The organism is Nonomuraea sp. PA05, from assembly GCF_008086045.1.
Taxonomy (GTDB): Bacteria; Actinomycetota; Actinomycetes; order Streptosporangiales; family Streptosporangiaceae; genus Nonomuraea; species Nonomuraea monospora.
The window spans coordinates 25,590-46,411 of sequence record NZ_VSEY01000007.1 but is presented as its reverse complement, the minus strand read 5'-3'; the positions used below and the strand labels follow the sequence as shown (position 1 = coordinate 46,411).

The following is a 20,822-nucleotide window of genomic DNA, read 5'->3' as shown; positions in this document are numbered from 1 at the left end:
GGCGTTCGACACTCAACCTCATGTCCGCGATGCCGGGAGCATTACGGGGTGAGGGAGGATCCGCCTCCGCCGAGGGCCTCGCCCAGCGGCGCGCGCCGCCGGGCGAGGGGTGGTGCGGGGTCAGCCGAAGTGGGCGCGGGTCTCGGCGAAGGCCTGGTCGGTGCCCTCCAGGGCCGCCGCCACGTCGGCCTCGGTGTGGGCCGCCGACATGAACCAGTTGTGCCACGGGTGGATGTACACCCCGTGCCGCAGGCAGGCGTCGCTCCAGTGCATGGCCACCGACAGGTCGGCGTCGCCGTCGAAGCTGAGCCACGGGATCGTCACGGGGCCCGTCTGGTTGACCACGAAGCCGTGCGTCTTGGCCTGGGCGTACAGGCCCTCGCGCAGTTGCGTGCCCGCCCGCTCCATGGCGCCGATGCCGTCCTCGTCGCGGAGGGTCTCGATGGTGGCCTTGGCCGCCGCCATGGCCACGGCGGAGAACCAGAACGAGCCGGTCGAGTACAGCGTCTGCGCGGGGCCGCGCAGGGCGTCGGTGCCGGTGACGGCGGCGATCGGGTAGCCGTTGGCCATCGCCTTCGACCAGGCCGTCAGGTCGGGGCGCACCCCGTACGGCTCCCACGAGCCGCGCAGGTCGATGCGGAAGCCCGCCCGCACGTCGTCGATCACCAGCGCCGCGCCCAGGCGGTCGGCCAGGGCGCGGGCGCCGCGGGCGAAGACCGGCTCCACCAGCTCCTGGTCCTCGAACGAGTCGTGCTTGAAGGGCGTGACGATGATCGCGGCCACGTCGCCCTCGACGGTCGCCGCCGCGGCCTCCAGGGACTGCAGGGAGTTGTAGTCGAACTCCACCAGGTCTGCCCGCTCGTTCGGCGTCGTGCCCGCCAGGGACGGCGTGCACCACGGGTCCGCCCCGTGGTAAGCGCCGTGCGCCATCAGCACCTTGGTGCGGCCCGTCGCCGCTCTGGCGACCATGAGGGCCTGCGTGGTGGCGTCCGTGCCGTTCTTGGAGAACATCGCCCAGTCGGCGCTGGGGACGGTGTCCACCAGCAGCTCGGCCAGCTCCACCATGACGGCGCCCGGGCCGTTGAGGCAGTCGCCGAGCATGGCCTGGCGGGCGGCGGCCTCCTCGACGCGCGGGTGCCGGTGACCCAGCACGACCGGGCCCCAGCTGCACATGAAGTCGAGGTAGGAGCGGCCGTTGACGTCCCACTGCCGGCAGCCCTCGCCGCGCTCGAAGAACTGGGGGTAGCCGGGGGCGAAGAGGGCCGCGTTGAGGTGGCCGTACATGCCGCCGGGGACGACTTTCGCGGCGCGCTGGCGGAGGTCGGCGTCTGTGGTCATGGAGGAGGTCCTAGGTGAGGAGGGCGAGGGTGTCGGGCAGGTCGGTGAGGCCGGCGTCGGAGCCGAGGCCGGTGGCGACGCGGGCGGCGGCGGCCGTGCCCCAGCGGGCGGCCGTGATGACGTCCTGGTCGTGCAGCAGGCCCGTGAGGAAGCCCGCGCAGTACGCGTCGCCGCAGCCGGTGGTGTCGGAGACGTCCGTCTTGAGGGCCGGTACGCGTTCCGTGCCCTGCGCGGTCATGACCAGGCTGCCCGAGGCGCCGAGCGTGACCAGCACGCCGCGCGGCCCGTCGGCGAGCAGGGCGCGGGCGGCGCTCTCCACGTCGTCCGTGCCGGTCATGAGCATGGCCTGCGACTCGTTCGGCAGCACGTAGTCCACGTGCGGGAGGAACGCGCGAGCCATCCCCAGCAGGTCGGGCATCTCCGAGAGCAGGTCCATCGTGACGACGGCGCCGGCCGAGCGCGCCTCGTCGAGGAGCGCGAAGAAGGCCGGGTCGCCGAGGCCGAAGGTGACGTCCGTCCCGCCCAGGTGGATGGCGCGCGCCGAGCGGAGCAGGCCCTGGTCGAGGTCGGCGAGGGTCACGCCGAGGTTCGCGCCGGGAACGTGGAAGCTGGGGCGCCCGCCGTCGGGTCTGATGGGCAGGATCGAGGCAGCGGTCTGCTCGCCTGTCCTGCGCACCAGGCGGGAGGTGTCGACGCCGCGCTTGGCCAGGATCATCAGCAGGAAGTCGCCGAGCTCGTCGTCGCCGATCGCGCCCATGGTGATCACGTCGTTGCCGAGCTTGACCAAGTCCACGGCCGTGCCGGCGGCGGCGCCCGCCGCGGTGAGGCGGATCTGGTCGACCAGCACCGTGTCCTGGCCCTGGGGGATGTGCTCGACGGGTCTGGCGAGGATGTCGACGATGTGGACGCCGACTGTGACGACGGTCATGCTCTTAAATAGACAGACGTCCGAATAAAACGTCAAGAGGTGTCCCCATGCCGAAGATCGTTGACCACGATGAGCGCAGGCGCGAGGTGCTGTCGGCGGCCAGCCGGGTGATCGTCAGGGACGGCATCGACGCCGCCACCACCCGGGCCATCGCCAAGGAGGCCGGCTACTCCAACGGCGTGCTGGCCCACTACTTCGCCGACAAGGACGAGATCCTGCTCTCGGCGTTGCGTAGCTCGCACCGGCGCATCAGGGACCGGCTGACCGGCAAGGTGGCGGGGCTGACAGGGCTGGCGGCGCTGCGCGAGGTGCTGCTGGACAACCTGCCGCTGGACGACGAGCGGGCCGGGGAGACGCGGCTGGAGGTGAGCTTCTGGAGCCGGAGCCTGGCCGCCGAGCGGCTGGCCGAGGTGCAGCGGGCGGAGGCGGGCGAGCTGCGGGCCGCCGTACGCGAGCTGCTCGGGCAGGCGCGCGAGGCCGGCGAGCTGGCGATGGACGACGACCTGGACGACGTGGCCGAGCGGCTGCTCGCCCTGATGGACGGGCTCAGCCTGCGGCTCCTGCTGTACCCGGACCGGCTCGGCCGCGACGACGTCGAGCGGCTGATGCTCCAGACTCTGGAACGGCTGTAGCGACCGGCCAGAATCACCCACTACTGTCCAGGCTCATGAGCCTTCGCGAGCAATTGTGCGAATACGGCCGGCGTGCCATCGAGCTCGGCCTCGTCATCGGCACCTCCGGCAACCTCAGCGTGCGCGAGGGCGACCTGGTGACCGTGACGCCGTCGGGCGCCGCGCTGGACCGGCTGACGCCCGAGATGTGCCCCGTGGTGGACCTGACGACCGGCCGCCGGGTGGCGGGCGAGCTTCGGCCGTCCAGCGAGACGCCCATGCACCTGGCCATCTACCAGACCACCGACGCGCAGGCGATCGTGCACACGCACTCCGTGTTCGGCACGGTGGTGGCCACGACGATGACCGAGCTGCCGCCCGTGCACTACAACGCGCTGCTGCTCGGCGGGGTGGTGAAGGTCGCCGAGTACGCCACGTACGGCACCCCCGAGCTGGCCGCGAACGTGCGCGAGGCGATGGCGGGCAAGCGCGCCGCCCTGCTGGCCAACCACGGCGGGATCACCATCGGGGCGACGCTGGAGGAGGCGTTCGAGGCCACCCGGCTGCTGGAGTGGCTGTGCGAGGTGTACGTGCGGGGGCTGAGCGTCGGCAAGCCGGCCGTCCTGACGGACGAGCAGCTCGCCGCCGTGGTCGAGCGGACGCTCAACCCCCCGCCGCTGTGACGGCGCGGGAAGGCCGGACGCCCGGCCCACCCCGCCGCTATGCCAGCGCCGCCTGCTCGGCCAGCCCGAGCGGGAGCCCGCCCGACCCGGCGATCCGGTCGTGGAACTCCTTGGGCGTGCCCTGGAACGACTCCCTGATCCGGTCGATCTCGATCGCGCCCGTGAGGTACGAGGGCGCCTGCGTGGGCCAGGCGCAGTAGCGGTTGACCTCGCCCTGCGCCGTGCCGGGCGACAGCGACGCCTTGGTGGCCATGTGCGTCTCGGCCTCCTCGATCGTCATGTCCTCGCAGTGCAGCGCGGTGTCCACGACGATGCGGGCGGCGCGGAAGATGCGGCAGTCCAGGTGCGCCAACTCGGTGGCCGGGGTGTCGAAGTAGCCCTGCTCGTGCAGGAGCTTCTCGACGTACAGGGCCCAGCCCTCGGTGAAGTACGGCGTCCTGAAGACCTTCCTGACCGTCCTGGGGTTGCCCGCCATGTACGACAGGTGCCAGTGGTGCCCGGGGTAGGCCTCGTGCACGGCGATCGAGGGCATCTGGGCCCGCGAGTTGGTGCGCAGGCGCTGGCGTACCTGCTCGGGGGTGAAGTCGTCCGGCGTGTACGGCACGAAGAAGACGCCGGTCCTGGACGCGCTGAGCGGCGGCGGCGCCAGGTAGTGGGCCACGGACAGCACAGGGCGGGTGTACTCGGCCGACGGCAGCACCTGGCACTCCTCGCCGTCGGCGAAGGTCACCAGGTCCCGCTCCTTGACGAAGGCGCGGGCCCGCAGGGTCTCCGCCTCGTACTCGGCCCGCATGTCGGCCAGGGTCGGCGGGTGGTCGTCCATGAGGTGCTCCATGGCGGCCCGCCAGTCCTGGGTGCCGTTGACCTGGAGCGCCACCTCGCGCATCCGCGCGTCCAGCTCCGCCCAGGCGGCCTTGCCCTTCTCGTGCAGCTCGGCGGCGCCGTAGCCGAGCAGCTCGCGCTCGCGCAGCAGCGTGGAGTAGAGCCGCTCCCCCATCCGCCAGGTGCCGCCGCACTCGAAGCCTTCGAGGAAGGCGACGAGCTCGTCGAAGGCCCGGGCGGCGGGCTCGGCGGCCTCGGCCAGCCTGGCGCGCAGGCTCTCGTCCTCGACCATGGACGGGATCGTGCGGGTCAGGAAGTTGCGGCCGGTGCGCGCCTGGCCGAGGCCGCGCTCGACGAGCAGCGGGGCGGCCAGGTCGGGGTCCAGGTTGGCGCGGCAGGCGGCCAGCACGCCGGGCACCTCGCCCAGGCGGAGCAGCGCGGAGGCGACCAGCTCGGGCTCGGGCTTGAGCCGGCGCTGGAACGGCGCGTACATGGAGGTGAAGATCGCCCCGAGGTATACGCTCGGGTCGCGCCGCCATTCGGGCCAGGAGGTCAGCGCGATGGAGCCTCTGAGCTGCGACAGGACGAGATCTCTGTCGATCGCGTCGTCCAGGGTGGGCGTCTCGGCGGCGGACAGGCGGTCGAGCCAGAGCACCTGCTCACGCTCGCGGGCCTGCCAGGCGGAGGCGGTGAAGTCGCCGAGGGTGTGATCGTAACCGTCGGCCCCCAGTGAGGCTGCGACGACCGGACGGTCGGAAAAGTACCACTTGAGAAACTCGTCCACCGGTGCACCATATCCTGAGCAAATGCCCCTGCAGATCACTGGCGCGCTAGGCGACCCTGACCTGATCCGCCTCCCCTGGGAGACCCCTCTCGAAGACTGGCCGCAACACCATCTGGTCGATCTGCCGCGCGGCATCTCGCGGCACGTGGTGCGCTTCGCCCGGCTGTCCGGCAAGGTGTACGCGATCAAGGAGATCAGCGAGCGTTACGCCAAGCGGGAATACCAGCTCCTGTGGGACCTGGCCAGGCTCGACGCCCCCGCCGTGGAGCCGGTCGCGTACGTCACCGGCCGCGAGGAGGGCCTGGACGCGGCGCTGATCACCCGCCACCTGCAGTTCTCGCTGCCCTACCGCGCCGTCATGTCGGGCACCCTGCGCCCCGACACGCTCACCCGCCTGCTGGACGCGCTGGCCGTGCTGCTGGTGCGGCTGCACCTGAACGGGTTCTACTGGGGCGACTGCTCGCTGTCCAACACGCTGTTCCGGCGCGACGCGGGGGCGTTCGCGGCCTACCTGGTGGACGCCGAGACCGGCGAGATGCACCCGATGATCAGCGAGGGGCAGCGGCTGACCGACATCGAGACCGCGCACACCAACATCTTCGGCGAGATGCTCGACCTGGAGGCCGGCGGGCTGCTGCACCCGTCGATCGACCCCATGGAGACCGCCGAGGACATCGTCGCCCGCTACCACCGCCTGTGGAACGAGATCAACGAGAGCGAGATCATCGAAGAGGTCGACTGGCACCGCGTGGAGCAGCGCATCAGGCGGCTGAACCTGCTGGGCTTCGACGTGGCCGAGATGATGGTGCGGCGCAAGGTCGGCACGGGCCGCCTCATCGTCCGCCCCAAGGTCGTGGACGCCGGCCACCACCAGCGGCGCCTGCTCCGGCTGACCGGGCTCGACGTCGAGGAGAACCAGGCCCGCCGGCTGCTCAACGACCTCGACGGCTTCCGGGTGGCCAAGGGGCTGCGGCACGAGGACGAGGCGATAGTGGCGCACCGGTGGCTGGCCGAGGTGTTCCAGCCCACCGTGGAGTCCATCCCCGCCGGGCTGCGCGGGAAGCTGGAGCCCGCGCAGCTCTTCCACGAGATCCTTGACCACCGCTGGTTCCTGTCGGAGCAGGAGGGCGGCGACGTCGGGCTGGCGGCGGCGGCGAAGTCGTACGTGGGCAACGTGCTCGTGCACAAGCCCGACGAGCGGGCGCTGCTGCCGGAAGAGGCCGATCAGTAGGCGATCGAGATGCGCTGACGGGGGTGGGCGGCCTTGTCCACCTCGTCGGCGATCGCGACGGCGAAGTCCTCGGCGGTGATGAAGCTGCGCCCCTCGGCGTCGGTCATCAGCAGGTCGCCGCCGAGCCGGTAGGCGCCGGTGCGCTCCCCCGGCGCGATCTGCGCCGCCGGCGAGACGAACGTCCAGTCGAGGTCCTCGACCTCGCGGTACAGGCGCAGCAGCGCCCGGCCGGCCAGCGCCTCCTTCTTGTAGAGGTCGGGGAAGTCGGGCGTGTCGACCAGGTCCTGGCCGGGGGCCACCTGAAGGCTGCCGGCGCCGCCCACGACGATCACCCGGCGCACGCCGGACGCCCGCGCGCCGTCGATGAGCGCGCGGTTGGCCGCCAGGAAGGGCGGCTCGGGCTCGCTGCCGTCGCGCGGCGGAGCGACGGCGGAGACGATCACGTCGTGCCCCTCGGCCAGCGTCGCGGTGTCGTTGATGTCGCCCTTGACGGGACCGGAGCGGCTCAGGCCGGTGACCTCGTGGCCACGGTCGCGCAGCTCGGCGGCGATGCGCTGCCCGACCATGCCGGTCGCGCCGAATAGAAGGATCTTCATGCCCGCAAGAGTATCCATCGGATACTGGTTACTTCATCGTGCTATAAGTACCTTATGGATACCGGTGATGTCTTCGACCCTAACTGTCCGACCAGGGTGGTTCTGGATCGCATCGGCGACAAATGGTCGGCACTGGTGCTGCTCTGCCTGGACGGCGGGCCCATGCGCTTCACCGCGCTCAGGACACGGATCGGCGGCGTCACGCCCAAGGTGCTGACGCAGACACTGCGGGCCATGGAGCAGGACGGGCTGCTGACGCGGGAGGTCTTCGCGGAGGTGCCGCCACGGGTGGAGTACGCGCTGACGGACCTCGGCCGCTCGCTGCACGGGCCGATCTCCGTGGTGGCCGACTGGGCCGAACGCAACGTCGGCGAGATCATGCGCTGCCGCGAGAAATTCTCATAAATCATACGTTTTTCCGTAGTAGTAGTGTTTTTCTACTTCGCGGCGATATAAAACCCCCTCACCTGCGACCGGCCGTCATGTGGACGTGCCTCCTTCGCCCTACGCTGACTGCGTTCCACCACGGTGAGGGAGGTCACGTGCTGGGAATCGACGGCTGCCTGGCGGAAGTCATGTCCATACCGGGCGCGCTGGACGCCATGCTGGTGGACCACACGAGCGGCATGGCGGTGGCCTTCAGCACGGCCGTCGGCGTGGACGCGGACCGGTCGGCCGCCGCTCTGACCGAAGCCCTGCGCGCCACCACCGACGGCCTGGCCCGCACCTGCCCCGGTGACGTCGTGCGCATCGACGACATGCTCGTCACCACCGACAAGGGCCACCATCTGCTCCGGCTGATGGAGACCGTCTTCGAAGGACCGCTGGTCATCTACGTACGCCTTGACCTGGAACGATCCAACCTTGCACTGGCCAGGCACCGCCTGCGCACCATCTCCAGCCGGCTCGCGACGTGACCCATGACCAAGCTCGACACACTCCTGGCCGGGCTCGCCCGCGAGCACTCCACCGGCGCGCTCCAGGTCGGCAGGAGCGGCACGATCTTCCTGCACGACGGGCGCGTGACGTACATGGAGTGCGCCCAGACCCCCAGCGTGGAACGGCTGCTCGCGGCCAGGGGGCTGATGAGCGAGGCCGCGCTGCGGCGGCTGCAGACCGACGGCGGCACCGAGCGGCTGCTCGCCGAGGGCGGGCCGCTCACCCAGGGCGAGCTGCAGTACGCGGTGCTCGGCGGAGTCCTGGACGCGGCGTTCTTCCTGCTGCCGGTCAGCGGGGCGCGCCCCAAGTTCCGGCCAGGGGAGCGGCACTGGCTGGGCGGGCAGTGGTTCTTCGACGTGCCGGGTCTGGTGCGGGAATGCGCGCGACGGCGGGCGCAGCTCGCCCAGATCTGGCCCTCCGCCGAGGTGGACAGCCTCCCCGTGCGGCCGATGGTGCGGCTGCCCGGGCACGCGGTGACGCTGGACCGCCTCCAGTGGGAGGTCATCGCCAGGGCCGACCAGAAGGCGACCCCGCTGGAGCTGGCCAAGCAGATGGGCCGGCCCGCGTACCCCGTGCTGCTGGCGGTGCGGCGGCTGGCGGCCTCCGGGCTGCTCGCCGCGCCCGACCTGCCCCAACGGCGGACCGATGGCGAGCATCCGCCGCACGACCCGGGGGCGCGGACCCAGCCGCTGGGCCCGCCCGTGACGGGCGACCCGACCGATCTGGCGCTGCTGATGCGGCTGAAGAAGGCGCTTGAGGAGCTGTCGTGAGGTTCCCCTCACTCAGGAGGAGGCCACCGGTGGAGCTAGGACAAGAGGTTCTGGAGGAGATGACGCTCCTGCGCGAGCGCACTCCGGACATACAAGGAAGCGTCGCCTGCACCGTGGACGGCCTGCAACTCGCCTGCGACCTCGCGGGAAAGGCCGGAGAGCAGGCGGCGGCACTCTCGGCGGCGCTGCTCGCGATGAGCAGACGCATGCTGGTCATCACCGGCCAGGGTGCGTTCGAGGAGACGCTCATCTCCGGCACGGCCGGTTTCACGGCGTTCTACGCCGCCGGGCCCACCATCGTCCTCACAGTCCTTGCCGGACCCGGCGCGAACGTCGGGCTGCTGCGGCTGGAGGGCAGGAAGACGGCTGCCGCGGTGGCCGCCGTCGCAGCTCGACAACGATGAGAGGAGACAGAACATGGCCGGCATGGACGTGTCGCTCAAGGAGATGATGACCATCGACGGCTCCGTCGGGGCCGCCATCGTCGATCACGGCAGCGGCATGGCGCTGGGCGCGCTCGGCGGCTCCAAGGACATGGACCTCCAGGTCGCCGCGGCGGGCAACACGGAAGTGGTCAAGGCGAAGCTCCGCACGATCGACTCGCTCGGGCTCAAGGACAGCATCGAGGACATCCTGATCACGCTGACCAACCAGTACCACATCATCCGCCCGATCACCGGTCGCAGCGGCAAGGGCCTGTTCCTGTACCTGGCGCTCGACCGTAATCGGTCAAATCTGGCGATGGCCCGCCACCAACTCCGGGGCATCGAGGAGAAGCTGGAGGTCTGACGCCCGTTCCGGTGGCCCGGCTCCGCGAGGAGCGGGCCACCGGCGGGGGCTCACGCCGACGTCAGTTTGGTGATCTCCGTGACGAAGCTCGGCCAGAGCTCGCGCGGCAGGTCGTGCCCCATCCCCGGGTACGTCACCAGCCGCGCCCCCGGGATGGCCGCGGCCGTGGCCTGCCCGCCCACCAGCGGCACGAGCGGATCCGCCTCCCCGTGCAGCACCAGCGTGGGCACCTTGACCCGGGCGAGCGCCGCCGTACGGTCACCCGACCCCATGATCGCGGCGAGCTGCCTGGCCGTGCCCGCCGGGTCGAAGCAGCGGTCGTACGCCAGCCCCGCCAGCGCCTTGATCCGCTCCTGGTCCACCTCGTAGCCCGGCGACCCGATGGTCGACCAGGTGCGCACCGCCTGCTCCAGCACCGCCTCGCGGCCCTGGGCCGGCCTGCCCATCAGGATCGCGGCGGCGGCCTCCGTGGGCGGGGCGATGGACGGGCCGGGCGTGGACATGATCGAGGTCAGGGTCAGCACCCGCTCGGGGTGCCGGATCGCCAGCGTCTGGGCGATCATCCCGCCCATCGAGGCGCCCACGATGTGGGCCGCCGTCCAGCCGAGCACGTCCATGAGGGCCGCGGTGTCGTCGGCCAGGTCGTCCAGCAGGTAGGGCGGCGCCGCTCCCATCGCGGGCGCGCCGTGCTCGTGCAGGTGCGTGGACAGGCCGGCGTCGCGGTTGTCGAACCGTACGACGTGGTGTCCCTGCTCGGCGAGGAGCTCGCAGAGCGTCTCGTCCCACTGGATGAGCTGGGCGCCGAGCCCCATGATGAGGAGCAGGGGACGCCCCGCCGGTGAGCCGAAGCTCTCGTAGGCGATGTCGATGCCGTTGGCGGCTGCGCGCATGGTCACGACCACCAGAATGTCATTCTGGTGGTCGCCGCGTAAAGGTCACTGCCCGAGGAGCGCGAGCGCCGTGGTCAGCGCACCAGGAGGGCGCGGAGGCGTTCGCCGCCGAGGACCAGGCCGCCGCCCGCCATGGACAGCACACCGGCCGTCAGCGCGCCGCCGACCATGCCCGACTCCTTCGGCTCGTCCACGGGCGCGTTGAGGAGCTGGCCGCCGGCGGCGGAGGGGTCCTCCTCGGGCTGCGGCGGGGTCGCGGGGTTCGTGTCGCGCTCGGCCCACGCGCCGGTGGAGAACGGCACCGGGTAGTTCTTCTTGCCCACCCCGGAGCCCCACTTGGTGATGACGTAGTCGACGTCGATGTGGCCCTCGCCGCCGATGCCGTCCACGCCCAGCGTGCTGGAGTTGAACTCGCCGCCGGTCAGCTCGGCGAAGGTCTTGGCGTCGAGGTCCAGCATGATGCCGCGGTTGGACGGCGTGCCAGGCCCGCGGTCACCGACGAAGAAGGGCATCTTCTTGCCCTTGTAGACCACGTAGCCCTCGGTCAGCAGCGGCCAGCTCGGGCTGGCGGCCAGCCCCTTCTGCATCGGCTTGCCGCTGGCCGGCAGGCCCGTGTCACCGGCGCGGCCGGAGGCGTCGTCCCAGAAGTACGAGGCGGTGGTCGAGCCCTTGAGCAGGATCTTCTGGTCGGTGTCGGAGTCGGCGTGGGCGGCGGTGCCGGCGATGGTCAGCGCTCCGACGGTGGAGGCGGTGAGCACGGCGAGGGAACGCAGGCCAAAACGGGCAGACATGAAGCAGCAAAACCCTTCACTGGGGGACAGGGAGGTTGCACTCACGGAAAAAGGGCGCGGCGCAGCAGAACGCCGCGATATCGCTACGCGGAGCGCAAGATACGAGCCTTTGGGGAAGGGGGCCGCTCAGTGGGCGGCCGGCAAGACGCGGTCCGGGGGTACGACGCGCTGATGCATGAAGTAACTTGTCCTCTCCATCACGCCTACCGGGTTAGCTGACGGGTTCGGGCGTGGAGATGCCCTACCGGCACAGGGCCGGATTCACCCCAACGGAGGTGGTTCCCCGGTTCCCGAGGGTTCGGGATTCGGCGCCAACCGGTGGTCCCTCTGGGGTAAGGACTAGGTCACCGGCTGGTAATGGCGATTACCTTAGCCACGGAATCGGACATCTGCCAACTATTCGCCATGAATCGCCACAAAGATCTACCTTGGCGCGGGAAGAAAAAAGGGGGCACGGCATGCCGTACCCCCGCGCGAATTTCAGCCTCAGCCGCCGCTCTTGCGCCTGAACGATCTTTTACTCGCAGCCGGGCCGTGCGCCCCGTGGATCTTTGATGGGTCGCCGCCCCTGCCACCCGCGCCCGAGCCCGCGCCCTGGTTGCGCTTGCGCTCCAGCGCCTCGCGGAACTTGCGCTTCATCTCGTCCTCGGGAGTTTCGCTGACTTCCGGCTCCGGTGTATCCGCCATGAGGACCTCCATGGTGTTGGGGACAGTTCACAGCTTCGCACGGCACCGCTTATGACGCGAAACCGGGCTCACCACGAAGTGAAGGCCAGCAACCGGAAGACCGGGTCGGGACCGCCCGAACGGCCCTGCCCGAGACCGACGAACCGGGACTCCCCGCTCAGCCGGAGCCCGTGCCCGGCCGCCTCCGCGATGACCGGGCGGGCGTCGCCGAGCAGGTGCAGCAGCCAGATCGTGCTGACCGCGTCCACCGAACGGTCGCCCACCGGGAGCCTGCGCCCGTCCCCCAGCACCACGCGCACCCGCCCCGAGGCGATCCGCGCCATCCCGGCGGCGGCGTCCACGCCGAGCACCCGTAGCCCGCGCGCCGCCAGCTCCCTGGTCACCAGCCCCGTGCCGCAGGCGACGTCCACCAGCGTGCCGGACGGCTCCGGCACCAGGCCGCGCACCGCCTCCGCCGCCGCGCGGGCACGCGGCAGGCCGCCCCTGGTCTCGTCGTACCGCTCGGCCTCCAGGTCGTAGTCGATCACGGTCCAGTACTACCAGGTAAAGGGGATCCGTTCCGTTCCTGGTGTTGTGTTGAGACGGGTGCGGATATAGATCCCGCGATGAGACTCCTCGGTCGTGACCTGGCGATGGATCTTGGTGCGGCGAGCACGCGGATCTACGTCAAACGCAAGGGAATCGTGCTCGACGAGCCCTCCGTCGTGATGTGCGACGACCTCACGGGCAAGATCGTCGGGTTCGGCGCGGAAGCCGTCGCCGAGACCGGCGGGCGCACGCACTGGCCCGTCAGCGGCGGGCTGCCCGCCGACGCCGAGCTCGCCCGCCGCATGATCCGGCACTTCCTGCGCAAGGTGCACTGGCATCCGTACGCCAGGCCGCGCCTCGTCATGGCGCTGCCCTGCGACTCCACGCCCATCGACCGCGAAGTGCTGCAGGGCATCGCGTACGAGGCGGACGCCAGGACCGTGCGCCTCGTCCCGCACGCGCTGGCCGCCGCGCTCGGCAGCGGGATGTCACCCGACGACCGCACCGGCCACATGGTGATCGACATCGGCCGCGACGCCGCCCGGATCGCGGTGCTGTCCGGCGAGTCCGTGGTGGCGACCGGCTCCGTGCCGTACGGCGGGCAGGCCGTCAACAGGGCGATCGTCCGGTTCGTCGAACGCGAGCACGGGCTGCTGCTCGACGACCGCGAGGCCGAGACGGCCAAGCGGCACGCGTACGACGGCGAGGTCATGGTGCGGGCCCGCGACCCCGAGACCGGCCGCGAACGCGAGCTGACACTGCCCGTCCAGCACATCTTCGAGGCCACCGGGCAGCCGGTCGAGTCGATCGCGCGGGCGGCCATGGAGACCGTGGAGCGCTGCCCCGCCGAGCTGGCCGCCGACCTCGGCGAGCGCGGCGCGGTCCTGGTCGGCGGCGGGGCGCTGCTGCGCGGGCTGGGGCGGCGGCTGCGGGAGACGTTGTGCATGCCCGTGCGCAGGGCCGAGCGGCCGGTGGAGTGTGTGGCGCTGGGGCTGGGGCGGTGCGTGGACGAGCTGGGACTGGTCGGGAGGCTCCGTGGCGGCCGTACGTGACGGCACTTCCCGGCCACGACCGGAGGCGGCCGTACGTGACGGCGTTCTCCGGCCACGACCAGAGGCGGCCGAACGAGACGGCGTTCTCCGGCCACGACCGGAGCCGGCCGTACGAGACCTTCAGTTTTCGGCTGGAGCAGGAGGCAGCGCATGACCGTCCGCGGCATCGACCACGTCGGGGTGACCGTGCCCGATCTCGACGCGGCCACCGAGTTCTTCGCCCGCGCGTTCGGCGCCGAGGTGCTCTACGACACGCTCCCCCGCGCGCAGGGCCCCAAGGGCGGCTGGGCGACCGAGCGGCGGCTCGGGGTGCCGCAGGGCACGGCGGAGGTCGCGGTGCGCATGCTCCGCCTGCCCAGCGGGCCCGGCATCGAGCTGTTCGAGTTCAGCGGGCCGCGGCAGGGCGGGGCCGTGTTGCCGTGCGATCTGGGGTGGCAGCACGTCGCCCTGTACGTGGACGACCTCGACGAGGCGTTGCGGCTGGTCATGGAGGCGGGCGGGGTGCGGCTCTCGGAGCCGGTGCCGCTGCCGGGGCCCGAGTCGGGTGAGCGCAATCGGTTCGCCTACTGCCGGACGCCGTGGGGCGGGACGGTCGAGTTGCTGACCTATCCGGACGCTCAGCCGTACGAGAAGGAGACGAACCAGCGCCGCTGGCGTCCGTGACGGGCGGCGGGGGGCAGCGTGGTCGGCGGCCGTGACGGCGACGGACTCATGAGCACACGTGCAGGCCGGGGGCCTGTTCCCAGCCGGTCAGCGCCAGGATGCGGCGGACGGCGGGAGAGATCGGGTCGAGGACCAGGGTGCGGTCCGCGGATAATCGGGCCGCCGCGACGACGACGAGCCGCATGCCCGACACGTCGATGAACGTCAGCCCCGACAGATCGAGCCGGATGTCGTGGCTGCCCGCCAGGAGGGCCCAGGCCAGGGCGCCCGCGAGCAGGTGCCGGTTGCCGCGGTCGATCTCGCCGCTTATACGCAGGCCGAAGGGGTGCGGAACGAGGGTGACGCGTGCGCGGTCGTCGGTTTCGAAGGTCATCCGGCTCCGTGGGGGCGGCCATATGCCGTACGTGGTGCATCTGCCCTAGAAAGACCGTTTCATGCCGTCGTAAAGCTGCCCCCGCCGTGCTTTTTGCGTAATTAACTCGTTAGCCGACGGTGATCTTCGATAGGGTCCCATCGTGCGCGCCCGCCGTCACGCCCTGTCCGCGGTGCTCTTCTGTGTCGCGGCGATTACGGCGTGCACTGCGGCGTCCGAGCTGCCCACGCTCGAAGCGGCCACCAAGCGGCTCGACGCCGACGCCGGCGAGCTGATCAGGGCCTCCGAGCTGCACCTGTCGGCGGTGAAGCGGGCCGACGACGACACCTGCGTCCCCGGGCAGCTACGGCATTTCGTCCAGGCCGAAAGTGATCTGGCCGGGTCCACCGACGGGCTGCTGGAGCGGTTGCGGGCGCTCGGGTACGACAAGGTCGTCGACGATCTCGACCTGCGCGACCACGACCAGGACGTGGCGGTGCTGCGCAACCCGCGGACGCGGCTGGAGTTCGAGCTGACCGTGCTGTCCGGGGAGCGGAGCGGGGTGCGGGTGGTGGGCAAGACCACCTGCTACGCGGCCGAGTAGACGGACGGCTCAGGCCACCCGGGCGAGCGGGCCCGGGCGGCCTGGAGATGTCCCTGGAGATGGCCCTGGAGAGGTCCCTGGAGAGGTCAAGGTGTGGACAGGGCCTCGGTCGGGGACAGGCGCGAGGCGCGGATGGCCGGGTAGAGGCCGGCGATGGCGCCGATGAGCAGGGTCGCGGCCAGGCCGCCCGCGGTGGCCCAGAGCGGGACGACCGACGGCCAGCCGCTGTAGAGCGCGTACCCCATCGTCACCCCCGTCCCCAGCAGGACCCCGCCGGTTCCGCCCAGCGCGGACAGCAGCAACGACTCGGCCAGGAACTGCGTCCTGATCTGTCCCCGGGTGGCGCCCAGTGACCGGCGCAGGCCGATCTCCGCGCGGCGTTCCAGAACGGAGATGACCATCGTGTTGGCCACCCCGACCCCGCCCACGAGCAGCGCCACCCCGCCCACGCCCAGCAGCAGGCCGGCGAACGCCTGGCTGGTGGCCTGCTTGGCGGCCAGCGCGTCGGACGGCCGGGAGATGTCCACCTCGTTGGGCGCCTGCGGGTTGGCCGTACCCGCCAGCACCGCCCGTACGGCCTCCAGCGCGGACTCCTCCGAGCGGGTGTAAAGGATGGTCGGATGGCCGTCGAAACCGAGCCGTTCCTCCGCCACCGGCCAGCCGACGAGGACGCCGCTGTCCAGGTCCGCGGCCAGCGCCACGGGCTCCAGCACGCCGACGACCGTGAAGCGGATGCCGCCGACGACGATCTGCGTGTCGGGGCCGGCCGCGCCGATGCCGAGCCGCTGGGCGGTGGCCGAGCCGATCACGGCGGCCGGGTAGCGCTCGGTGGCGGCGTTCAGCCAGGTGCCGCTGCGCAGGGTCGCGCCCACCGTGGCGGGCAGGTCGAGCCGGGCCGCGTACGTGTTCAGTCCGCCCGTCTGCGCCTCCGGGATCTGCTCCGAGCGGTAGACCTTGGCCTCGGGCACCTTGCCGATGGACGAGACCGACTCGACCGGCCCGATCCGCTCGATCATCGCCTCGGCGTCCTGCGGCATCTGAGCCGCCTCGCCGGTGAGGGTCGTGCCGGAGGAGAGGGTGAGCAGGTTCGTGCCCAGCGCGGAGAGCTGGCGGTCCAGCTCGGCCCCGGAGGACGAGGAGAGCCCGACCACGCCGACCATGGCCGCGATGCCGATGGCGATGCCCAGCGCCGACAGGAACGCCCGCAACGGGCGCGTCCGAAGGCCGACCGCGCCGACCCGCATGACATCCGCCGACCGCATCCGGGCCGGCAGCAGCCTCGGCCGCTCGATGACCGTCATCACGCCACCCCGAATTCCACGTGCTCCGTAGGCTCCGCGCGCTTCGCGGGTGGGCGGGCTGCCGAGTCGGAGATGATCTCGCCGTCGCGCATCCGTACCTGACGCGGCAGGCTGGCCGCGATCTCCCGGTCGTGCGTGATGATCACGATGGTGGTGCCCGCCGCGTTCAGCTCGTGCAACAGCTCCATCACCCCGGTCCCCGAGACCGAGTCCAGGGCACCGGTCGGCTCGTCGGCCAGCAGCAGCGGCGGCTCACCCGCCACCGCCCTGGCGATCGCCACACGCTGCCGCTCCCCGCCCGACAGCTCATGCGGCTCATGATCCATCCGATGCTCCAACCCCACCCGCTTCAGCGCCACCGCCGCGCGGCGGCGCCGCTCGGCCCTGCTCAGCCCGGTGTAGACCAGGCCGTCGGCCACGTTGTCCAGCGCCGGCACCTTGGCGGCCAGGTGAAAGGACTGGAAGACGAACCCGATCGTGGTCGCCCGCAGCGCCGACAGCTGGTTGTCCGACAGCTTCGAGACGTCATACCCGTCGATCTGGATGGTCCCCGCCGACGGCCGGTCCAGCGTGCCGACCACGTTCAGCATCGTCGACTTGCCCGACCCCGACGGGCCGACGATCGCGACCAGCTCGCCGTGGTCGATCCGCAACGACACCGACCTCAGCGCCGCCACCCCGCCCGGATACGTCCTGGACACGTCCGTCAGCGCGATCATGGGGTAGCTCATTTCGGCATCCCCACGGTCATGCCCTCGGTGAGCCCGTCGCCGGAGACCTCGACCCGGCCCCCCGCGAACAGCCCCGTCTTGACGGCGATGTAGCGGGACGCGCCGCCCTCGATGACCTCCAGGCCGAACCCGCCCTCCTGCAGCGCCACCAGCGCCGCCACCGGCACGGTCAGCACGTTCTTGCGCTGCGAGGCCGTGAACGTCACGTCCACCGACGCCTTGTCCAGCCCCTTGGCCGCCTTGGCGCTCCCGATCGAGACCAGCGCCTCCACCCGCGTCTCCGGGTCGGCGTTCTGGCTCTCGCCCGGCACGATGACCGTGGCCACCTCGGTGACCTTGCCGTTCGCGGTCTTGCCGTCCGGCAGCGTCACCTCGACCTTGGCGCCCTTCTTGGCCATCCGCTGGTCCTCGGCCTCCAGCTGCACGGTGATCACCTTTGCCGTGCCCGTGTACGTCAGCACCTTCTGGCCGGGCTGGGCCGGCTGGCCCTCCTCGGTCTCCAGGCTCTCCACGCGCACCTTGCCGGGCGCGAAGACGACCCGGCCCAGCTCGACCACGCCCGTCTCCTCCAGGCCGCGGTCCTCCTGCCACTCCTGGACGGCCTCGTAGGTGTCGTAGGTGTACTCGTCGTCCACCGTGAACCCGTCGTAGCCGAGCTTGCTGAGGTTGCGCTCCAGGTTCTCGACGTCCTTGCCCTCCACGCCGATCTTCAGGTCGCGGTAGGCGGGCACGTCCCCGTACAAAAGCATGACCGGCTTGTTGTCCACCCGGTACAGCGACTTGCCGCGGGTGATCGTCGCGCCGCTCTCCGGCAGCCAGGTGACCGTGCCGGGCTGGCGCGCCATGGCCGAGGTCACCGGGCCGTAACCGAGCTCGCCGTCGGCGTCCCTGGTGTCGTTCAACGTCTGCCTGGACACCGTCGTGGTCGCCGGAGGCAGCGCGGCGGCCGAGCTGGTCGGGCCGGCGCCGCCTTCGAGCAGGCCCGCGCTGTTCACCGCGACGAACCCGCCGCCCGCCACCGCCACCGCGATCAGCAGCCCCGCCACCAGCCTGCCCCTGCCACGGCGGCGGCGCTGCCGGGCAGGCGTGGCCTCCGGCTCCGCCTTGCCGTCGATGGTGGCCCCGTCCGTCATTGGGCCCATCAAGAACCTCCCATGCCGGCCTCGGCGGACACCTGCTTGCACTTCTCCTCCGCGGACTTGAAGTCGGGGTCCTCGGCGACGTCGGGAGTGAGGCGCATCATGTTGCCCTCGGGGTCGGGGTAGGCCTCGACGCCGTTGTCACGCATGCACTGGGCGACCTTGCGCATGTTCTCGGCCATCTTGGGGTCGCCGCCGCCCTGCCGCGTGCCGCTCGGGGCGTACTGCTGGCACGCCTCCTGGGCGGCCTGCACCTTCTCCTGCGGGGTGTTCTTGTCGAACTTCATCATGACCCTGCCGCTGGAGTCGGGGTCGGGCATGTCGACGCCGTTCTCGCGCATGCACTGGGCGAACTTGAGCGACTGCTCCTTCGGGTCCGTGCTCGGCTTCGCGCCGGCGCCGGTCGAGGCCTGGCCGCCGGTGCCGTTCGCGGAGGCCACCTTCGCTCCGGTGTCACCCGAGCCGCAGCCCGTCAGGAGCAGGGTGAGCGCGAACGGTGCTGTGACCAGCGCGCTGAGTACTCGTCGTCGCATGAAGCTCTCCTTGTCGAATGATTCGTCGCCACGAAGGCCGTTCGATGGGAGATGCAATAGGGGGCGGTGTTTCCTCAGCGTTTCCGCATCCCCCGGTTCTTGCGCTTATTCGGAGCAAATGCCACCTCCGTCACACTCGGCTCTGTAAGCGGATGGAAAGGCCTGGGGTGCGCCATGCGGGTGCTGGTGGTTGAGGACGAGCCGATGCTCGCCGACGCGATTGCCGAGTGGCTGCGCGAGGAGACGCACGCGGTCGATCTGGCCCACGACGGCGAGGCGGCGCTGCAGCGCATCGCGGTCAACGACTACGACGTGGTCGTGCTGGACCGGGACCTGCCGCGCGTCCACGGCGACGAGGTCTGCCGGGAGATGGTGGCCTCCGAGTGCGACGCGCGGGTGCTCATGCTCACCGCCGCCGCCCAGCTCGACGACCGCGTGACCGGCCTGTCCATGGGCGCCGACGACTACCTGACGAAGCCGTTCGCCTTCCCCGAGCTGGCCGCCAGGGTGCTGGCGCTGGGGCGGCGCTCGCGGCCCGCCGCGCCGCCCGTGCTGCGGCGCGCCGGGATCACGCTCGACCCCGCGCGGCGGGAGGTGTTTAGGAACGGGCGGTTCGTCCCGTTGTCGAAGAAGGAGTTCGCCGTCCTGGCCGAGCTGCTCCGGGCCGGCGGCAGCGTCGTCTCCGCCGAGCAGCTCCTGGAGAAGGCGTGGGACGAGCACGCCGACCCGTTCACCGGAGCGGTCCGCCTCACCATACTCAAGCTGCGCCGCAAGCTCGCCGACCCGCCGGTCGTGGAGACCGTCGCGGGAGTGGGGTACCGGATCGCATGAGCCTGCTCCCGCCGGCGCTGCGCAGCCGCCTGCGGCCCACGCTGCGCATGCGGCTCACAGTGGTGTACGGGGCCGTCTTCCTGCTCGCCGGGCTGGTGCTGCTCGGCGTCACGTACCTGCTGTTCAACCAGCAGCTCGTACGGACCTTCGACGACCGCTACGCCGCCCCCACGGAGCCCGGACGGTTCAAGCAGCTCTACATCCAGCAGCACGGCGTCACGCTCTCCGGCGACGCCGCGGTCGACTGGCTGTGGCAGGAGCAGCAGGAGCTGCGCGCCGCCGCCGTGACCTCGCTCCTCACGCAGGGCACGATCGCGCTCGTCGTGGTCGGCGGCGCGGCCGTGGTGCTCGGCTGGTGGGTCGCCGGCCGCGTCCTCGCCCCGCTGCACCTGGTCACCGCGACCGCCCGCAAGATCGCCGCCGCCCCCATGGCGGAACGCGGCCTGCACGAACGCATCGCGCTGACCGGGCCCGCCGACGAGGTCAAGGACCTGGCCGACACGTTCGACACCATGGTGGAGCGGCTCGACCACTCCTTCGACGGGCAACGCCGGTTCGTCGCCAACGCCTCCCACGAGCTGCGCACCCCGCTGACCCTCAACCGGGCGCTGGTCGAGCTGGCCATGCACCGCCGCACCGCCTCCTCCGACGTCAAGGAGCTGGGCGAAAGCCTCCTGGAGATCAACACTCGCCACGAACGCCTCATCAGCGGGCTGCTGCTGCTCGCCAGATCCGAGCAGGAGGTCGCCGACCGCTCGCCCGTGGACCTGGCCGACATCGTCACCCACGTGGCCGCCCAGTCCGCCGACCAGGCCGCCGACGCCAAGATCACCCTGTACGAGGTCGTCGCCCCAGCCCCGACCACCGGTGACGCGCTGCTCCTCGAACGGCTCGTGCACAACCTGGTGGAGAACGGCATCCGGTACAACCTCGACGACGGCACCGGCTGGGTGCGGCTCGTCAGCCGTACCGTGTCGGGGGACAAGGTCGAGGTGGAGGTCAGCAACACGGGGCCGGCCGTGGCGCCGTACGACGTGCCGCTGCTCTTCAAGCCCTTCCACCGGCAGGCCGGCGAGCGCTCCGTCACCGGGACCAGCGCGGGGCTGGGGTTGTCGATCGTGCGGTCGGTGGCGGTCGCGCATGGGGGCGAGGTGCGGGCGTGGCCCAGGGAGGGCGGCGGGCTCGTCGTGGCGGTGGCGCTGCCGCGGGCTACCGATCGCTTCTCGTGA

At 71.2% G+C, this 20,822-nt stretch carries 26 protein-coding genes and 1 riboswitch; of the genes, 13 read left to right on the top strand and 13 right to left on the bottom strand.

Going from position 1 to position 20,822, the window contains the following annotated elements; all coding sequences use genetic code 11:
* Positions 1-120 precede the first annotated feature (120 nt).
* Positions 121-1,338 carry an aminotransferase class III-fold pyridoxal phosphate-dependent enzyme gene (locus tag FXF51_RS12830; protein WP_148434541.1) on the bottom strand — a complete coding sequence of 406 codons (1,218 nt, stop codon included), beginning with the start codon at positions 1,336-1,338 and terminating at the stop codon, positions 121-123.
* Positions 1,339-1,348: 10 nt separating this feature from the next.
* Entirely contained in the window at positions 1,349-2,266 is a 918-nt protein-coding gene (locus tag FXF51_RS12825; protein WP_148434540.1) for a carbohydrate kinase family protein, read from the bottom strand.
* Between the two features lie 47 nt (positions 2,267-2,313).
* On the opposite strand from FXF51_RS12825, the gene FXF51_RS12820 reads away from it, so the two are divergent.
* Both FXF51_RS12820 and FXF51_RS12815 read left to right on the top strand, forming a co-directional pair.
* The gene (locus FXF51_RS12820; RefSeq protein ID WP_148434539.1) at positions 2,314-2,898 is read left to right on the top strand and encodes a TetR/AcrR family transcriptional regulator; all 585 of its coding nucleotides are present in this window, start codon (positions 2,314-2,316) and stop codon (positions 2,896-2,898) included.
* Between the two features lie 35 nt (positions 2,899-2,933).
* The gene (locus FXF51_RS12815; protein WP_148434538.1) at positions 2,934-3,560 is read left to right on the top strand and encodes a class II aldolase/adducin family protein; all 627 of its coding nucleotides are present in this window, start codon (positions 2,934-2,936) and stop codon (positions 3,558-3,560) included.
* Between the two features lie 37 nt (positions 3,561-3,597).
* Here the strand turns inward: FXF51_RS12815 and FXF51_RS12810 are convergent, their stop codons facing one another.
* Positions 3,598-5,166: a DUF885 domain-containing protein gene (locus tag FXF51_RS12810; protein WP_148434537.1), complete on the bottom strand. Its 1,569-nt coding sequence runs from the start codon at positions 5,164-5,166 to the stop codon at positions 3,598-3,600.
* Positions 5,167-5,188: 22 nt separating this feature from the next.
* On the opposite strand from FXF51_RS12810, the gene FXF51_RS12805 reads away from it, so the two are divergent.
* The gene (locus FXF51_RS12805; protein ID WP_148434536.1) at positions 5,189-6,397 is read left to right on the top strand and encodes a DUF4032 domain-containing protein; all 1,209 of its coding nucleotides are present in this window, start codon (positions 5,189-5,191) and stop codon (positions 6,395-6,397) included.
* On the opposite strand, the gene FXF51_RS12800 is transcribed toward FXF51_RS12805, so the two are convergent.
* Positions 6,391-6,993 (bottom strand): NAD(P)-dependent oxidoreductase, encoded by a 603-nt coding sequence (locus tag FXF51_RS12800; RefSeq protein ID WP_148434535.1) that lies wholly within the window; start codon positions 6,991-6,993, stop codon positions 6,391-6,393. The two genes, FXF51_RS12805 and FXF51_RS12800, sit on opposite strands and share 7 nt — an antisense overlap.
* A 96-nt stretch (positions 6,994-7,089) precedes the next feature.
* On the opposite strand from FXF51_RS12800, the gene FXF51_RS12795 reads away from it, so the two are divergent.
* The 5 genes from FXF51_RS12795 (at position 7,090) to FXF51_RS12775 (ending at position 9,491) form a co-directional block, all read left to right on the top strand.
* Positions 7,090-7,398 carry a winged helix-turn-helix transcriptional regulator gene (locus FXF51_RS12795; RefSeq protein WP_262379480.1) on the top strand — a complete coding sequence of 103 codons (309 nt, stop codon included), beginning with the start codon at positions 7,090-7,092 and terminating at the stop codon, positions 7,396-7,398.
* A gap of 137 nt (positions 7,399-7,535) precedes the next feature.
* Entirely contained in the window at positions 7,536-7,910 is a 375-nt protein-coding gene (locus FXF51_RS12790; protein ID WP_148434533.1) for a roadblock/LC7 domain-containing protein, read from the top strand.
* Positions 7,911-7,913: 3 nt separating this feature from the next.
* Complete coding sequence (locus FXF51_RS12785) at positions 7,914-8,702, top strand: transcriptional regulator (RefSeq protein WP_148434532.1); 789 nt, start codon at positions 7,914-7,916, stop codon at positions 8,700-8,702.
* 29 nt (positions 8,703-8,731) lie between these two features.
* Positions 8,732-9,106: a roadblock/LC7 domain-containing protein gene (locus FXF51_RS12780; RefSeq protein WP_148434531.1), complete on the top strand. Its 375-nt coding sequence runs from the start codon at positions 8,732-8,734 to the stop codon at positions 9,104-9,106.
* A 13-nt stretch (positions 9,107-9,119) separates the two neighbouring features.
* Positions 9,120-9,491, top strand: a complete 372-nt coding sequence (locus FXF51_RS12775) for a hypothetical protein (protein ID WP_148434530.1) — start codon at positions 9,120-9,122, stop codon at positions 9,489-9,491.
* A gap of 50 nt (positions 9,492-9,541) precedes the next feature.
* Here the strand turns inward: FXF51_RS12775 and FXF51_RS12770 are convergent, their stop codons facing one another.
* The 4 genes from FXF51_RS12770 to FXF51_RS12755 all read right to left on the bottom strand — a co-directional run bounded on the left by FXF51_RS12770 (position 9,542) and on the right by FXF51_RS12755 (position 12,386).
* Positions 9,542-10,381 carry an alpha/beta fold hydrolase gene (locus tag FXF51_RS12770; RefSeq protein ID WP_187414369.1) on the bottom strand — a complete coding sequence of 280 codons (840 nt, stop codon included), beginning with the start codon at positions 10,379-10,381 and terminating at the stop codon, positions 9,542-9,544.
* Between the two features lie 74 nt (positions 10,382-10,455).
* Positions 10,456-11,172: a hypothetical protein gene (locus FXF51_RS63740; RefSeq protein WP_411268356.1), complete on the bottom strand. Its 717-nt coding sequence runs from the start codon at positions 11,170-11,172 to the stop codon at positions 10,456-10,458.
* A 185-nt stretch (positions 11,173-11,357) separates the two neighbouring features.
* Positions 11,358-11,493, bottom strand: a riboswitch (cyclic di-AMP (ydaO/yuaA leader).
* A 165-nt stretch (positions 11,494-11,658) separates the two neighbouring features.
* Positions 11,659-11,859 carry a DUF5302 domain-containing protein gene (locus FXF51_RS12760; protein WP_148434528.1) on the bottom strand — a complete coding sequence of 67 codons (201 nt, stop codon included), beginning with the start codon at positions 11,857-11,859 and terminating at the stop codon, positions 11,659-11,661.
* Between the two features lie 68 nt (positions 11,860-11,927).
* Positions 11,928-12,386, bottom strand: coding sequence for a class I SAM-dependent methyltransferase (locus FXF51_RS12755; protein WP_148434527.1), 459 nt, complete (start codon positions 12,384-12,386; stop codon positions 11,928-11,930).
* Between the two features lie 78 nt (positions 12,387-12,464).
* On the opposite strand from FXF51_RS12755, the gene FXF51_RS12750 reads away from it, so the two are divergent.
* Both FXF51_RS12750 and FXF51_RS12745 read left to right on the top strand, forming a co-directional pair.
* On the top strand, positions 12,465-13,439 hold the full coding sequence (locus FXF51_RS12750; protein ID WP_148434526.1) for a rod shape-determining protein: 975 nt from the start codon (positions 12,465-12,467) through the stop codon (positions 13,437-13,439).
* Between the two features lie 150 nt (positions 13,440-13,589).
* Complete coding sequence (locus FXF51_RS12745; RefSeq protein ID WP_148434525.1) at positions 13,590-14,102, top strand: VOC family protein; 513 nt, start codon at positions 13,590-13,592, stop codon at positions 14,100-14,102.
* A 46-nt stretch (positions 14,103-14,148) separates the two neighbouring features.
* Here the strand turns inward: FXF51_RS12745 and FXF51_RS12740 are convergent, their stop codons facing one another.
* Positions 14,149-14,475 carry an STAS domain-containing protein gene (locus FXF51_RS12740; RefSeq protein WP_148434524.1) on the bottom strand — a complete coding sequence of 109 codons (327 nt, stop codon included), beginning with the start codon at positions 14,473-14,475 and terminating at the stop codon, positions 14,149-14,151.
* A gap of 142 nt (positions 14,476-14,617) precedes the next feature.
* Between FXF51_RS12740 and FXF51_RS12735 the strand changes: the two genes are divergently transcribed.
* Complete coding sequence (locus tag FXF51_RS12735) at positions 14,618-15,058, top strand: hypothetical protein (protein WP_148434523.1); 441 nt, start codon at positions 14,618-14,620, stop codon at positions 15,056-15,058.
* An 86-nt stretch (positions 15,059-15,144) separates the two neighbouring features.
* Here FXF51_RS12735 and FXF51_RS12730 read toward each other — a convergent pair whose 3' ends face one another.
* From FXF51_RS12730 to FXF51_RS12715, 4 genes are read right to left on the bottom strand one after another with little or no spacing between them, the layout of a single operon-like run.
* The gene (locus FXF51_RS12730) at positions 15,145-16,359 is read right to left on the bottom strand and encodes an ABC transporter permease (protein WP_262379479.1); all 1,215 of its coding nucleotides are present in this window, start codon (positions 16,357-16,359) and stop codon (positions 15,145-15,147) included.
* Positions 16,359-17,090, bottom strand: coding sequence for an ABC transporter ATP-binding protein (locus FXF51_RS12725; RefSeq protein ID WP_316247618.1), 732 nt, complete (start codon positions 17,088-17,090; stop codon positions 16,359-16,361). The genes FXF51_RS12730 and FXF51_RS12725 overlap by 1 nt, the downstream gene beginning before the upstream one ends.
* Positions 17,087-18,232 (bottom strand): peptidoglycan-binding protein, encoded by a 1,146-nt coding sequence (locus tag FXF51_RS12720; protein WP_262379478.1) that lies wholly within the window; start codon positions 18,230-18,232, stop codon positions 17,087-17,089. The genes FXF51_RS12725 and FXF51_RS12720 overlap by 4 nt, the downstream gene beginning before the upstream one ends.
* Positions 18,232-18,762 carry a hypothetical protein gene (locus FXF51_RS12715; protein ID WP_148434522.1) on the bottom strand — a complete coding sequence of 177 codons (531 nt, stop codon included), beginning with the start codon at positions 18,760-18,762 and terminating at the stop codon, positions 18,232-18,234. The genes FXF51_RS12720 and FXF51_RS12715 overlap by 1 nt, the downstream gene beginning before the upstream one ends.
* A gap of 174 nt (positions 18,763-18,936) precedes the next feature.
* On the opposite strand from FXF51_RS12715, the gene FXF51_RS12710 reads away from it, so the two are divergent.
* Positions 18,937-19,593 carry a response regulator transcription factor gene (locus tag FXF51_RS12710; protein WP_148434521.1) on the top strand — a complete coding sequence of 219 codons (657 nt, stop codon included), beginning with the start codon at positions 18,937-18,939 and terminating at the stop codon, positions 19,591-19,593.
* Positions 19,590-20,822 carry a sensor histidine kinase gene (locus FXF51_RS12705; RefSeq protein ID WP_148434520.1) on the top strand — a complete coding sequence of 411 codons (1,233 nt, stop codon included), beginning with the start codon at positions 19,590-19,592 and terminating at the stop codon, positions 20,820-20,822. The genes FXF51_RS12710 and FXF51_RS12705 overlap by 4 nt, the downstream gene beginning before the upstream one ends.